Annotated in this window: 11 protein-coding genes; 4 read left to right on the top strand and 7 right to left on the bottom strand. The window is 51.3% G+C overall.

Annotated elements, in window-relative coordinates; all coding sequences use genetic code 11:
- The first annotated feature begins 169 nt into the window (after positions 1-169).
- Positions 170-793: a YitT family protein gene (locus L4C36_RS04495; protein WP_428476594.1), complete on the top strand. Its 624-nt coding sequence runs from the start codon at positions 170-172 to the stop codon at positions 791-793.
- 270 nt (positions 794-1063) lie between these two features.
- Here the strand turns inward: L4C36_RS04495 and glnB are convergent, their stop codons facing one another.
- The 4 genes from glnB to purL form a co-directional block, all read right to left on the bottom strand.
- The gene (gene glnB, locus L4C36_RS04490; RefSeq protein ID WP_428476593.1) at positions 1064-1402 is read right to left on the bottom strand and encodes a nitrogen regulatory protein P-II; all 339 of its coding nucleotides are present in this window, start codon (positions 1400-1402) and stop codon (positions 1064-1066) included.
- Between the two features lie 116 nt (positions 1403-1518).
- Entirely contained in the window at positions 1519-1923 is a 405-nt protein-coding gene (locus tag L4C36_RS04485; RefSeq protein ID WP_428476592.1) for a hypothetical protein, read from the bottom strand.
- A 142-nt stretch (positions 1924-2065) separates the two neighbouring features.
- Positions 2066-2743 (bottom strand): HAD family hydrolase, encoded by a 678-nt coding sequence (locus L4C36_RS04480; protein ID WP_428476591.1) that lies wholly within the window; start codon positions 2741-2743, stop codon positions 2066-2068.
- 175 nt (positions 2744-2918) lie between these two features.
- A complete protein-coding gene (gene purL / locus L4C36_RS04475) occupies positions 2919-6824 on the bottom strand; it encodes a phosphoribosylformylglycinamidine synthase (protein ID WP_428476590.1) in 3906 nt (1301 codons plus the stop codon).
- Between the two features lie 360 nt (positions 6825-7184).
- Here purL and mltF point away from each other — a divergent pair, with 360 nt between their 5' ends.
- Positions 7185-8786 (top strand): membrane-bound lytic murein transglycosylase MltF, encoded by a 1602-nt coding sequence (gene mltF / locus L4C36_RS04470; RefSeq protein WP_428476701.1) that lies wholly within the window; start codon positions 7185-7187, stop codon positions 8784-8786.
- 469 nt (positions 8787-9255) lie between these two features.
- On the opposite strand, the gene tadA is transcribed toward mltF, so the two are convergent.
- Entirely contained in the window at positions 9256-9801 is a 546-nt protein-coding gene (tadA, locus tag L4C36_RS04465; protein WP_428476589.1) for a tRNA adenosine(34) deaminase TadA, read from the bottom strand.
- A 95-nt stretch (positions 9802-9896) separates the two neighbouring features.
- Positions 9897-10790 (bottom strand): LysR family transcriptional regulator, encoded by an 894-nt coding sequence (locus tag L4C36_RS04460; RefSeq protein ID WP_428476588.1) that lies wholly within the window; start codon positions 10788-10790, stop codon positions 9897-9899.
- Positions 10791-10994: 204 nt separating this feature from the next.
- On the opposite strand from L4C36_RS04460, the gene L4C36_RS04455 reads away from it, so the two are divergent.
- Together L4C36_RS04455 and fghA are read left to right on the top strand one after the other, a co-directional pair.
- Positions 10995-12125: an S-(hydroxymethyl)glutathione dehydrogenase/class III alcohol dehydrogenase gene (locus tag L4C36_RS04455; RefSeq protein ID WP_428476587.1), complete on the top strand. Its 1131-nt coding sequence runs from the start codon at positions 10995-10997 to the stop codon at positions 12123-12125.
- Between the two features lie 53 nt (positions 12126-12178).
- A complete protein-coding gene (gene fghA / locus L4C36_RS04450) occupies positions 12179-13021 on the top strand; it encodes an S-formylglutathione hydrolase (protein ID WP_428476586.1) in 843 nt (280 codons plus the stop codon).
- A gap of 87 nt (positions 13022-13108) precedes the next feature.
- On the opposite strand, the gene L4C36_RS04445 is transcribed toward fghA, so the two are convergent.
- Positions 13109-14668 (bottom strand): AbgT family transporter, encoded by a 1560-nt coding sequence (locus tag L4C36_RS04445; RefSeq protein ID WP_428476585.1) that lies wholly within the window; start codon positions 14666-14668, stop codon positions 13109-13111.
- Positions 14669-15061: the final 393 nt, after the last annotated feature.

Below are 15061 nucleotides of genomic sequence, written 5' to 3'. Positions count from 1 at the left end.
CAGCTTTCACTACTTCTCCGTCGCTATTAACAAGATAAAGGCGTAAATTAATTTTTTACATCTGCGTAAACTTATCTAAACACCTGTGTGCGCAATGTTTTCCGTCTCCCTCTCATCTTTTTTTCAGTTGCGCATTATCATGGCGGGCTTAACGATAAGGAGTGTATTTTTGAGCGCGTATTCCCACTCAGCGAAAGAGAACATCATTGCCATTCTCACCGGCACCATTGTGGTCGCCCAAGGGGTGTTCTTTTTACAGCAAGCCCACCTGCTCACCGGTGGGACAACCGGTTTAGCTTTGCTGGCCAGCCAATTTATCGATCTCTCTTTTGGCCAACTCTACTTCATGATGAATATTCCATTTTATTGCATGGCATGGTTTCGCATGGGGCGCAGTTTTGCCATTACCAGCATCCTCTCTGGCGGACTGGTGTCGGTGATCACCGATAATCTACACCATGTGCTGGAGATCAGCCGGTTAGAACCGCTGTACTGCGCCATGATTGGCGGGGTATTGATGGGATTAGGTATGCTGATTTTGTTTCGCCACAAAACCAGTTTGGGCGGCTTTAATGTACTGGTCTTGTTCTTACAAGAAAAGTTTGGCTGGTCCGCCGGTAAGTTACAGATGGGGATTGATATCACTATTCTGGTGGCGTCATTCTTCTTAGTCAGCCCGATGACCTTGCTCTACTCGGTGATCGGTGCGTTTCTATTGAATCTGGTACTGGCGATGAACCATAAACCCGGCCGTTATTCGGGCGAAGTGAAACCGCAACAAGCCGAAGCGTAAACACTAGGTACTAGGTACTAGGTACTAGGTACTAGGTACTAGGTACTAGGTACTAGGTACTAGGTACTAGGTACTAGGTAAAAAAACAACAAAGGCTTGCCGAATGGGCAAGCCTTTTTTGATCGCGAAATAGCGACGCTATCATGCCAATGACAATGCGTTCTGGCCAAGCCGTTTCGTTCTTTGGCAAAGAGGAAGCACGGAGTTTATACGCATAAATGAGTACTTCCGATACAGACAGAGGATGAAACGGCAACGCCATAACGGATTTTAGATAGCGTCCTCGTCTTCCTCACCCGTCCGGATCCGCACCACACGCTCTACATCGAACATGAAGATCTTACCGTCACCGATTTTACCGGTTTGCGCGGTTTCGACGATGGTGTCGACGCACTGATCGGCGACGTCATCGGTCACGACAATTTCTAGCTTCACTTTTGGCAGGAAGTCGACCATGTATTCTGCGCCACGGTAGAGTTCGGTGTGGCCTTTTTGGCGACCGAAACCTTTCACTTCTGAGACGGTCATGCCGGTGATACCGACATCGGCGAGGGCTTCGCGAACATCATCAAGCTTGAAGGGCTTAATAATGGCTTCAATTTTTTTCATTCTCATCATCCTTTGCTGAGCAGAGATGGGTTGAGACCTTGAGGGTGACGGTCGTCAACTGCCTGATTACTAATGCAGGCAGTATAACAAATGCGGAATGTTCTGTTGACCGTGGTTTAGTATTTTTCGGCGGGAAGGATCACATCGTTGTCCATCATCTTGAGTAGAAGGATAACGGCAAAGAGCATCACGGTGCTATTGAGTAAAATGATAACGATATGGCGGAATTCAGGCCGAAAAAGGTGCGGCAGATACGGGATCAGGCTGTAGCCAAAAAACAGGGTGATGGCGGGAATGAAAAAATACAGGGGAATGAAGCCCCAACGGTTCCCTTGGCCGAGACCGATGATGGCACTGATGCCGGATGCCAATACTAGCACAGCAACGATGTTGGGGACGATCCCCACTTGCTGAAAACTAAAAATAGTCGTGAAGGTATCAATATAACGGATCAGGAATAGCACGACTAATGCCGCCAAGCCCTTGGCAGCCAGTGTCAATGCACTGCTGTTTGCATCCATGTTGGTCTCTCTTCCTTGAAAGCGGTTTGGATCTGATAATTCTCACAATAAGCCCTGCATTTTATGCGGCTAATGCAACCAGTACAACCGCTATTGAACATTGTTTCTAATGTTTTAGACCGATTTTGGGACATTCGTTCCCTTAATAATGCATTTTTACCATATCGGCAAAACCGGTTAAACGGCGTACGACACGGGTCACACCCGCACCATCATGCCCCTCTCGATTGAGCCATACCGCTTTAAATCCCAGCTTTGCCGCGGCTTGGGCATCATTGACGGGGTGATTACCGATATACCAGCATGATGACGCCGGTTTCTGCGAAAGACGTAGGGCATGCTGAAAAATGGCTGGCGCCGGTTTAGCGGCCCCTACATGCTCTGAGGCCACCAAGTGTGAAAAATAAGGGCGGATCTGTGTGGTGGTGAGTTTGGCTTCCTGCTGAAAAGCGAACCCATTGGTAATGATGGCCAGCGGAGCAATGTTGCGTAATACGTGCAGGGCTGGGAGCACATCGTCAAACAGACGCCAGTGTTGCTGGTAAATACGGTAATACTCGGTGCTGAGCGCATCGGCTTGGGCCTCGGTTAAAGGCTGTTTGAACAAGGCGCTGATCCGTGCGCGACGTAGCTGCTCAAAATTCAGCTCCCCTGCACGCCAACGGGCACGTTGCTGATCGGTAATGTGCCGCCATGCCTGCCCGATACCGTCTGGGCAATCAATGATCATCGCATGGTGCACATCCGCAAAGGCGGTGATCGCATCCTGCTCGGCACCGTCATGATCAAGCAATGTATTGTCTAGGTCGAAAAAAATCATGGCACACCCCTGTGTGATCCGTCTCCCTGTAGCTTACTCACAGACCTATCAGAATGGCGAGTGTTTTCGAGAAAAAATGGGAATGTCACCTGCTATTTTGCGGGCTATCAACGAAAAAAACCGCTCCGAAGAGCGGTTTCATTACCTAGCCAACCCGTCGTTAGCGACGCGTCAGTTAGCCGATGTTAACGCGCGCGTTACGGAACATGCGCATCCATGGGCTATCTTCTTTCCAGTCATCCGGGTGCCACGAGTTCGCCACGGTGCGGAACACGCGCTCTGGGTGCGGCATCATGATCGTCACACGACCGTCTTGCGTTGTCAGACCGGTGATCCCGTTCGGGGAGCCGTTCGGGTTCGCTGGGTAATTCTGTGTAACATTGCCACGGTTATCCAGATAACGCAGTGCCACCGTGCCTGATTGCTCAATCGCTGCCAAGTGGTCGCCATTGCGCACTTCCACACGGCCTTCACCGTGCGATACGGCGATAGGCATACGCGAACCGGCCATGCCGTTGAAGAACAACGAATCACTCTGCTGCACTTCGACCAAGCTGAAGCGCGCTTCAAAACGCTCCGATTCATTGCGCACGAAACGAGGCCACAAATCGGCACCAGGGATCAAATCGCGCAGGTTCGACATCATCTGACAGCCGTTACACACACCCAGTGCGAACGTATCGTTATTCTGGAAGAAACGCGCAAACTGATCGCGAGCGATGTTGTTAAACAACACCGACTTCGCCCAGCCTTCACCGGCACCCAATACGTCACCGTATGAGAAGCCACCACAGGCCACCAGACCATTGAAGCCATCTAGCGACACACGGCCAGACAAAATGTCGCTCATGTGCACGTCTTTCGCGTCAAAGCCTGCACGGTCAAATGCGGCCGCCATCTCAACGTGTGAGTTAACGCCTTGCTCACGCAAGATCGCCATTTGCGGTTTCGCGCCAAGGTTAATGAACGGTGCGGCAATGTCTTCGTTAATATCGAAGCTCAGCGCGGTATTCAGACCCGGATCTTGGCTGTCTTTCTTCGCGTCAAACTCTTGCAACGCACCTGCTGGGTTATCACGCAACGCTTGCATCTGGTACGTCGTTTCTGCCCAAATCGTACGCAGTTCTGTACGATTTTGTTCCAGCACACGGTCGTTACCATTCCAGATACGCACCACGTCTTCATCGATCACGGTACCAATCACATGACTGCATGCATCCAAACCGTTGGCCGCTAAGACAGAAAGCACCGTATCCAAGTCTTCCGTGCGAACCTGAATCACCGCACCCAATTCTTCGTTGAACAGCGTGGCAAGCACATCGTCACACGCATCGCCTTCGGTGGTGTTCAAATCGACTTCAACACCCGCGTGACCCGCAAACGCCATTTCTGCCAATGTCACGTACAAACCACCGTCACCACGGTCATGGTATGCCAGTAGTTTGTCATCACGGACGAGAGCCTGTACCGCGTTGAAGAAGCCTTTCAGTAGCTCAGGGCTATCAACATCCGCAGGCTTGTCACCCAACTGCTTATACACCTGTGCCAGTGCAGTCGCACCCAAACGGTTCTGGCCGCAACCCAAGTCCAATAACAGCAGGGTCGAATCGCCTTTATCGGTGCGTAGCTGTGGGGTGACGGTTTTACGCACATCTTCCACACGACCGAACGCAGTGATCACCAAGGACAACGGTGACGTCACGGTTTTCTCTTCGCCATTCTCTTCCCACTGGGTCTTCATCGACATGGAATCTTTACCCACCGGAATGGTCAAGCCTAGCGCCGGACACAGCTCTTCACCCACGGCTTTCACCGCTTCGTACAAGCCTGCATCTTCACCTGGGTGACCCGCTGGTGACATCCAGTTTGCCGATAACTTAATGCGTTTCAAATCACCGATGTCAGAACACGCAATGTTGGTGATGGCTTCACCAACCGCAAGACGGGCTGAGGCCGCAAAGTCTAGCAAGGCAACCGGCGTACGTTCACCCATCGACATAGACTCGCCGTGGTAGGTGTCGTAACTCGCCGCAGTAACGGCACAGTTTGCCACTGGCACCTGCCAAGGACCGACCATCTGATCGCGCGCCACCAAACCGGTAACCGTGCGGTCACCGATGGTGATCAAGAAGGTTTTCTCTGCTACCGCAGGTAAACGCAAAATACGGTGAGTGGCAGCTTCAATTTCGATGTCAGTACGATCAATCGCCTGTCCTTGCGCCACTTGCGTGGTCACATCGCGGTGCATCTTCGGTGCTTTACCCAGCAAGATGTCCATTGGCATGTCGATCGGGGTATTGTCGAAATGGCTGTCTTCCAACGTCAGGTGACGTTCTTCTGTCGCTTCTCCCACTACGGCATACGGTGCACGCTCGCGCTGACAAATCGCATCAAACACCGCCATGTTTTCGGCAGCGACAGCCATCACGTAACGTTCTTGTGATTCGTTGCACCAAATTTCAAGCGGGCTCATACCCGGCTCATCATTCGGTACATCACGCAGCTGGAACTTACCGCCACGCTCGCCATCGTCCACCAACTCTGGCAGGGCATTCGAGATACCGCCCGCACCCACATCGTGGATGAAGGCAATCGGGTTGTCGTCACCCATCTGCCAGCAACGGTCGATCACTTCCTGACAACGGCGTTCCATCTCTGGGTTTTCACGCTGTACAGAAGCAAAGTCCAAATCTTCTGCCGACTGACCGGATGCCATCGAAGAAGCGGCACCGCCACCCAGACCGATGTTCATGGCTGGGCCACCCAGTACAATCAGCTTGGCGCCGACCGGAATTTCTTTTTTCTGAACGTGATCAGCACGGATGTTACCCAAGCCACCCGCAATCATGATTGGCTTGTGGTAACCACGGATCTCTTCGCCGTTATGCGAGCTGACTTTTTCTTCGTAAGTACGGAAGTAACCCAATAGGTTAGGACGACCAAATTCGTTATTAAACGCAGCGCCGCCTAGCGGGCCTTCCAACATGATATCGAGCGCATTCACGATGCGATCAGGCTTACCGAAATCGCTTTCCCATGGCTGCTCAAAACCCGGAACACGCAAGTTAGACACGCTAAAACCCACCAAGCCCGCTTTTGGCTTGCCGCCAATACCGGTGGCGCCTTCATCACGGATCTCACCGCCTGAACCGGTCGAAGCACCCGGCCACGGCGAAATTGCCGTTGGGTGGTTATGGGTTTCCACCTTCATCAGAATGTGGGTGTCTTCTTGGTGATAAGTGTACTGACGTGAGTCTGGATCCGGGAAGAAGCGACCAACGTGAGAACCTTCCATCACAGCAGCGTTATCTTTGTAAGCAGAAAGGACGTATTCACTGTTCTTTTCAAAGGTGTTTTTGATCATCTTGAACAGGGATTTTTCCTGCACCACGCCGTCAATCGTCCAATCAGCGTTGAAGATCTTGTGGCGGCAATGCTCAGAGTTTGCCTGCGCAAACATCATCAGTTCGATGTCGTGCGGGTTACGCCCTAGCTTGGTGAAGCTTTCAACCAGATAATCAATTTCGTCATCGGCTAACGCCAAACCCAGGGTAACGTTTGCGTTTTCAAGCGCTTCACGACCGCCGGTAAGGATATCCACACTCTGTACCGGTGCCGGTTCTGCTTTGCGGAACAACGCTTGGGCGTGATCGAGTTCAGTGAACACCACTTCCATCATGCGATCGTGCAGCAGGCCTTTCAGGGCAATCAATTGGTCGTCAGATAACGGAGAAGCGACATCCACGTAGTACGCCGTACCGCGCTCAAGACGTTGAACCTGTGACAAGGCACAGTTATGGGCAATATCGGTCGATTTTGAAGACCAAGGAGAGATCGTTCCCGGACGAGGGGTGACCAGTAGCAAGAGCCCTGATGGCTCATGCTCTGCAATCGTAGGGCCGTAAGTCAGCAGGCTAGCAAGCTTGCCCTGCTCTTCCGCGTCTAGCGGCGCAGACAGATCAGCAAAGTGCATGAACTCTGCATAAATGCCTGACACAGGCAGTTCCAATTCGCGGCAGCGTTCTAGCAGCTTATTAATGCGAAACTCAGACAGTGCGGGTGAACCACGCAAAATTTCCATGTGCGTACGTCTCTCGATTAGCAGTTGAATGAAGGTGATATTGGCCTAATCTCCTCGTCAATAACGAGAATGATTACGTCAATGTCACCTCGTTTCCCAGAAGTTTCCGAGGCGAGGCACTCTTGATGTGGCATAGTATAAAGGAAATTTTTTTGTGACGTAACTCTTGACGCAACCGTTTGCGTTATTTTTTTTATTCCTGTCGGTAAACCTGACAAAACACCCGCTATCCCCGCGGCTTTCAGCCCTAAGCGTCCCTTTCTTCACACATCACGGTATACGAAGTCATTGCTGATAACTTTGCGTAAAGGCTCACGTTTGGTATAAAGAACCCCCTACTATAATCAAGAGCATACTTTGTTGAGCAAAATTCGTCAGCATCACACTTTCCGGCATATCTTTGCGTTAGTGCTAAGCCTGTTCTTCCTGAACGGCTGTTGGCAGGAAGCGCCACGCACTGATCTCGAACGTATTCGAGAGGATGGCGTGCTCCGGGTCGGTACCCTGAATAACCAACTGTCCTATTATATTGGCAGCGAAGGCCCGACCGGATTGGACTATGAACTGGCCCAGCGATTCGCTGACAAGCTGGGAGTGAAACTGGAAATGAAAACCATGTTTACACTTTCTGGCATGTTCCCCAGCCTGCAACGTAATGACGTCGATATTCTGGCCTCAGGCCTGACCATGACCACCGATCGTCTGGCAGCATTTCGCGCCGCCCCGGCGTATTACTACGCCAGCCAAAAAGTGGTGTATAAAAAAGGCCAATGGCGCCCGCGCGACATTGATGATCTTGATGGCAGTAAAGGTACCTTAACGGTCGTTAAAGGGTCCAGCCATGAGAAAACCCTGATTGCGCTGCAAAAGACTCACCCGAACGTGGTGTGGACCACGGTAGAAGAAACCGACAGCGATGAGCTGCTGCGTAAAGTGGCTGACGGCGAGTTGGATTACACCATGGCGGATTCGGTGGAGATTGCTCTGAATCAACGTATCCACCCAGATATCACCACCGCGCTGGAGCTAACCGAAGACGAGCCCATTGCGTGGTTTGTGAACCAGAATAGCGATGACAGCCTGTATGCGCTGATCATTGAATTTTTTGGTGAGATCCAACAAAGCGGCGAGCTGGCCAAGCTGGAAGAGAAATACTTCGGCCATGTCGACAAATTTGACTACGTAGACACCCGTGCCTTCTTGCGTGCCATTGAAGGGAAACTGCCAAAATGGGAAACCCTGTTTAAGAAGTATGCCAACGAGTTCGACTGGCGTTTGATCGCCGCCCTGTCTTATCAAGAATCGCATTGGAATCCGAAAGCCGTTTCACCGACCGGTGTGCGTGGCATGATGATGCTAACCCTGCCGACAGCAAAATCGGTCGGGGTGAAGAACCGTTTAGATCCGGAGCAGAGCATCCGTGGGGGCTCAGAGTACCTGCGTAAGATGATCAACCGTATTCCTGACAGTGTGGAAGACCATGAGAAAGTGTGGTTTGCTTTGGCCTCTTACAACGTCGGCTTTGGTCACTTGATGGATGCCCGTCGCCTGACCAAATCACAAGGCGGTAACCCGGATGCGTGGAGCGATGTGAAACAACGTCTGCCGCTACTGCGTCAGCGTAAATATTACCAACACACCCGCTACGGTTATGCCCGAGGTGATGAAGCACTCAACTACGTTGAGAATATTCGTCGCTACTACCAGAGCATTATCGGCTACGAGCAAACACACAGTCAGCAACCACAGCAAGACGATGTGGAATTGGTGGATGGCTTACACACCATTACCCCACCACCAGCCGTGCTCTCTGCAGCGCAGCCGACACTGACGGCCGATGCCGACAGTAACGTAACAAACGAGGACACAGAGAAAGCGACTGACGACGCCAGTGACGCACAAGACAAAGCAAGCAGCACAACGCTGCCTGCCGCCTCTCCCGCAAAAACCGTCAGTAACTGATCACCCGCCCTTCTTTAACCCACACAGCCAGCCTCTCGCTGGCTGTGTGCTTTCTTCATAAAAACACAAAATTTCAGACACCTACGCTCAATTAATAACGGTGTTAATAATGATTCGTGATCACTATCGCCGTCCCCTCACGCAGAATAAGAGATACTGTACGCTATATTGCTGATGTCTCGTTCTCAACATTCCGTCAGCGTTCCTCTGTGCTCAGCGAAGAAAAATACACGCCATGCGACGTTCGAAACTCAATACACACAAACGGATGACGACAACAACGGCCACACGCCGTAAACGCCTTCATGCCAACATCCGTAAAAAAGTGCTTTGGCGCCAACGCAGCTATCTGGTGGCATGCAGCCACTAATACTGAACAGAAAAACACAAAGGGCGCATGAGAATGCGCCCTTTGTGTTTGTATTTATCTTTGTGATGACCTTTGTGCTTGTATTCGCACCACGAGGGCTTACTCGCCGTGGCTGTCCGTAGGATTACCATTCATAGCCTGCGCTTGCTGGCGCGCCTTTTTCTCTGCCTTCTTTTCTGCCCGGCGGCGTTTAAAAAAAGCCTGCAACTGTGCACGGCATTCTTCCGCCAACACACCCGATGCCATTTGCACGTGATGATTAACCTGCTCATAGCTCAACAAGTTCATGATACTGCCCGCGGCGCCGGTTTTCAGATCATGCGCACCAAACACCACCTTACCCACTCGGCTGTGCACCATTGCCCCAGCACACATCGGGCAGGGCTCGAGCGTGACATACAAGGTCGCATCCAGCAGGCGGTAGTTTTGCAACACCTGTCCGGCCTGACGTAATGCCATGATTTCCGCATGGGCGGTCGCGTCATGCTGGTTAATAGAACGGTTCCATCCTTCCCCAATCACACGCCCTTCATGCACGATCACCGCCCCCACCGGTACTTCCCCTTCGGCTTCAGCACGGGCGGCCAGTTCGATGGCACGGCGCATGTAATCCTCATCGGTCAACGGTGGGGTTAAATCGGTCATGGGATCTCTTTTCTTCTTCGGGATAAATTCGGGCGCTAATTATACCCAAGTCACGGCAAGTTGCTTGGGTATATTGTCAAAGGGGGTGGACCACCTTAGCGCGTAGTGAGCGACGATTGGTTTGGCAGTTTTTCGGCCAAAAAATCCACCAATAAGCGGACTTTCGGTGACAAATGGCGGTTATGCGGATACAGCGCCCAGATCCCTTCTTCGGGCTCTTGCAGATGCTCAAGGATCGAGATCAGTGCCCCACTGGCCAGATCGTCGGCCACGTAATAATCCGGCAACTGTACCACCCCGATGCCTTTCAAGGCGGCATCACGCAACGCGTAACCACTGCTGCACCGTAGCGAACCCGAGACACGCACACTGCGCTCACGGCCGGCCTCCAGAAAACGCCAGTGATCAAAGTTGCCCACTAAGCAATTATGGTGGCGCAGCTCCGACAAGGAATGCGGCAGGCCGTATTTTTCCAAATAACTCGGTGCAGCACACACATACTGCACGCGTGTCGTCAGCTTCTTCGCCATCATGGTCGAGTTGGTTAAACGCCCAAGACGGATCGCCAAATCGAAGCCGCCTTCCACCAAATCCACGGTCTGGTTGTTCAATTCCATCACCACGTCCAGTTCGGGGTACTGCAAAATGAAGTCATTGATCAATGGCATCACATATTGTTCACCGTACATCACGGGGGCCGTCAGCTTCAGGCTACCCTGAGGTGTCCCTCGGCGATCACTGATCGCACGTTCTGCTTCCGCTAACCCATCCAGTAACTGGCGGCAATGGCGGTAATAAATGCCGCCTTCTTCCGTGACCGCGACTTTTCGCGTGGTGCGATAGAACAACTTGGTATTGAGGCGATTTTCCAACGCACTGACTTGACGGCTGACCTGCGCCGTCGAGATCCCTAACTGCTTCGCCGCCGCGGTAAAACTTTCCGCTTCAGCCACGGCCACAAACTCACTGACCCCTTCCCACAAAAACATGACACACCATTATTACTATTTGGTAAAAGTTATTTGCATTCTAGGGGAATTATCATTTTTAGGGAAACAAATATACTACACCCATCAAAACGACATGGCGCCCTTCAGATTCTGGCTGCCAGCGTACGTATTCTCACCTACTGTTAAAGCGACAGTCGGCAACCATGCTGGGGGCAACCCCACTCAATAGCAGAGATAACAATAATGTCTGATAAGTTCATCAAATCAAAAGCGGCGATTGCCAGGGGTCCAAACCAACCACTGTCTGTTGAAGAAGTAGATGTCATGCTGCCAAGAAAAGGCGAAGTGTTGGTCCGCATTGTGGCCACCGGTGTCTGCCATACCGATGCGTTTACCCTGTCTGGTGATGATCCAGAAGGGATCTTCCCCGCGATTCTTGGCCACGAAGGCGGCGGTATCGTTGAAATGATTGGTGAAGGCGTTACCAGTGTCGAAGTGGGCGATCACGTTATCCCCCTTTACACCCCAGAATGTGGCGAGTGTAAATACTGCAAGTCAGGTAAAACCAACCTGTGCCAGAAAATCCGCGAAACTCAAGGTAAAGGTTTAATGCCAGACGGCACCACCCGGTTCTACAAAGACGGCCAGCCGATTTACCACTACATGGGCTGTTCAACGTTCTCTGAGTACACCGTACTGCCTGAAATTTCACTGGCAAAAGTGAACAAAGACGCCCCGCTGGAAGAAGTCTGCCTATTGGGCTGTGGCGTGACCACGGGTATGGGTGCGGTACTGAAAACTGCCAAAGTACAAAAAGGCGATACAGTGGCTATCTTTGGTCTGGGCGGCATTGGCCTGTCAGCGATTATTGGCGCTGCCATGTCTGGCGCAAGCCGCATCATTGGTGTCGATATAAATGAAAGCAAATTTGAATTGGCGAAAGAGTTGGGGGCGACTGACTGCATCAACCCAATGACGTTCGACAAGCCGATTCAGGACGTGATCGTGGAAATGACCGATGGCGGCGTGGATTTCTCGTTTGAATGTATCGGTAACGTCAACGTGATGCGCTCAGCCCTTGAGTGCTGCCACAAAGGCTGGGGGGAATCGGTGATCATCGGTGTGGCCGGTGCTGGCCAAGAAATTTCAACCCGTCCGTTCCAGTTGGTAACCGGCCGTGTATGGCGTGGCTCTGCGTTCGGTGGCGTAAAAGGCCGCTCTGAACTACCAGAAATCGTAGAACGCTACATGGCGGGCGAATTCAAACTGGATGACTTCATTACCCACACCATGGGTCTGGAAAGCATTAACGACGCGTTTGACCTCATGCACGAAGGCAAGAGCATTCGTACCGTGATCCACTACAACAAGTAATCTTTCCACGCTGGACACGTGTGTGTCCAGCCTCTTTGCTGACGAGAACCGACATGACGATTGATAACGTAAGCTGGAACAAAAGTTTTGGTGGCTGGCACAAACAATATACCCATCACTCAGCGACTTTGGGTTGTGACATGCGCTTTGCAATCTACCTGCCACCGCAGATCGCTCAAGGTGAAAAAGTCCCTGTCCTTTACTGGTTATCAGGCCTGACATGCACCGATGAAAACTTCATGCAAAAAGCCGGTGCCCAGCGCATGGCCGCAGAGTTAGGTATCGCGATTGTTGCCCCTGACACCAGCCCGCGTGGTGAAGACGTGGCCGATGATCCTGATGGCGCGTACGATTTCGGACTGGGTGCCGGTTTCTATGTCAATGCAACCCAAGCCCCTTGGAACCGCCACTACCGCATGTATGATTATGTGGTCAATGAGCTACCCGCCTTGATTGAAGCGCACTTCCCGGTCAATGACAAACGCGCAATCAGCGGCCACTCAATGGGCGGCCACGGCGCGTTGATGATTGCGCTGCGTAATCCTGCGCGTTACTGCTCGGTGTCTGCGTTTAGCCCAATCAGTAACCCGATGAACTGCCCATGGGGACAGAAAGCGTTTACTGGCTACTTAGGAAAAGACAAAGCCGCGTGGCAAGCGTATGACAGCAGCGAGTTGATGCGCACAAACCAACAACCGGTACCGGCGTTGGTGGATCAAGGCGATCAAGACAATTTCTTGGTGGAGCAGCTCAAGCCAGAAATGTTGCAAGCGGCGGCGGAAGCGGTCGATTACCCACTAGAGCTGCGTATGCAAGAAGGGTTTGATCACAGCTATTACTTCATATCGAGCTTCATTGATGATCACCTGCGTTTCCACGCGCAACACTTGGCCTAAAAAGCCACGCGTGATGACGCAATCACAGTTGTAAGCACATAAAAAAAGCCCGCCAATTTGGCGGGCTTTCTGTTTCTATCAGCGAAATTACATGCTGTAGGTGTACGGTGCGCTAATACCTAGAGGAATACCGATTGTCCAGTAAAGCAATAGGAACGCCGTCCAGCAGATAAGCAGAGAAATCGAGTACGGCATCATCATGGATGCAAGGGTACCGATACCAGAGCTCTTCACGTAACGCTGGGTGTAAACCACAACCAGTGGGAAGAACACCATCAGTGGCGATACGATGTTAGACACCGAGTCACCCACACGGTAAGCCGCCTGCGTCAATTCAGGTGAGATACCCACCGCCATTAGCATTGGTACGAAGATAGGACCAATCAGTGCCCACTTCGCAGAAGAAGAACCAATCAATAGGTTAACCGTTGCCGTTAGCAAAATCATACCCACGATAGTGATCTGACCTGGCAGGTTCATCGCTTTTAGCAAATCGGCACCCGACAGTGCCAACAGCGTACCCAAGTTAGACTGGGTAAATGCTGCCAAGAACTGCGCACAGAAGAACGACATCACGATATAGCCACCCATGGTACCCATGGTCGCTGACATCGCTTTGATGATGTCAGAGCTTTGCTTGAATGTGCCCGCTACGCGGCCGTAGATCACACCCGGGATCACGAACAGAATGAAGATCAACGGTACGATTGACTGCATCAATGGCGCAGTAAACGCCGTCACCTGACCTTCTGGCGAACGCAAAGGTGATGTTTCAGGGTAAACCGCTGCAACCAACGCGAAGATACCCAGTAGCATCGCGATACCCGCACGGTTGAACGCTTTAGATTCAATGGCAGTGAACGATGCTAGATCTGGTGCTTCTTCTGCGTCTTCATCAATCGGCACGTTCTTCAAACGTGGTTCGATGATCTTTTCAGTCACATACCAACCGACACAAATCACAAGCAGTGAAGAGAAACCGGTAAAGAACAGATTAGACAATGGGTTAACCACGTAGTCTTTATCCAAGATCTGAGCGGCAGACTCCGTAAAGCCCGCCAACAGTGGATCGATACCTGATGGGATAAAGTTCGCAGAGAAACCGCCAGATACACCGGCGAACGCTGCCGCGATACCGGCAAGAGGGTGACGACCCGCGGCGTGGAAGATGATACCACCCAGTGGAATAACCAGTACGTAACCGGCATCTGCTGCGGTATGTGACACGATAGCCACAAGGATCAGCATCGGCGTCAGCAGTTTTGCTGGTGTGACGTTAAGCATTTTTTTCAGGCCGGTGTTGATGAAGCCTGACGCTTCAGCCACACCAACACCGAGCATCGCAACTAATACGATACCTAGTGGTGCAAAGCCAGTGAAGGTTTTCACCATGCCAGCCAGGAATTCAGCCAATGACTGACCGGTTAGCAGGTTCTTAACTTCGATTGCGGTGCCGGTAACAGGGTGGATCAGTTCAAACTCAAACTGAGAGAAAAGTGCCGACAAGCCCCAAACAATGATTAGACCCCAGAAAAACAGTAATGCAGGATCGGGAATTTTATTACCTGCACGTTCGATCGCGTTTAGAAATTTATCCATTGCGCTCGGCGGTGTGTCCGGCGCTTTATTTATAGCTTGCTTACTCATGGGAACTCCATGGTGATTAGTGATGTTGTCAATTTGCGGCGTATTATTTTGCTTTTATCGCCAGTCAATCCAATTTTTCACAAACAGAAAAACTTGCAAAGATTGTAATGAAAAGAACAACAAAAAACGCACGATCCTCTAACTAATAACAAAAAAGCACCACTAGATATTGTAAGTAAATATTAATACGAAACATCAAACCAACAAAAGACAAACCTTTTTACCAATTCGCAATAACAGCTATGAAATATCAGCAGCGCGCACAAAAATCAGCCAATACAAAGACAACGCAGCCAATCATCAGACAATTATGCTAAAAAACGAACACCCACACCCCCAAGGATTACTACAGTGTAGCCGAAAAAAAAGGCGCCCTCGGGCGCCTTGTTCAGT

The sequence above is a fragment of the Photobacterium japonica genome (genome assembly GCF_050337005.1).
GTDB lineage: Bacteria > Pseudomonadota > Gammaproteobacteria > Enterobacterales > Vibrionaceae > Photobacterium > Photobacterium japonica.
This window is presented reverse-complemented; position numbering and strand designations above follow the sequence as displayed.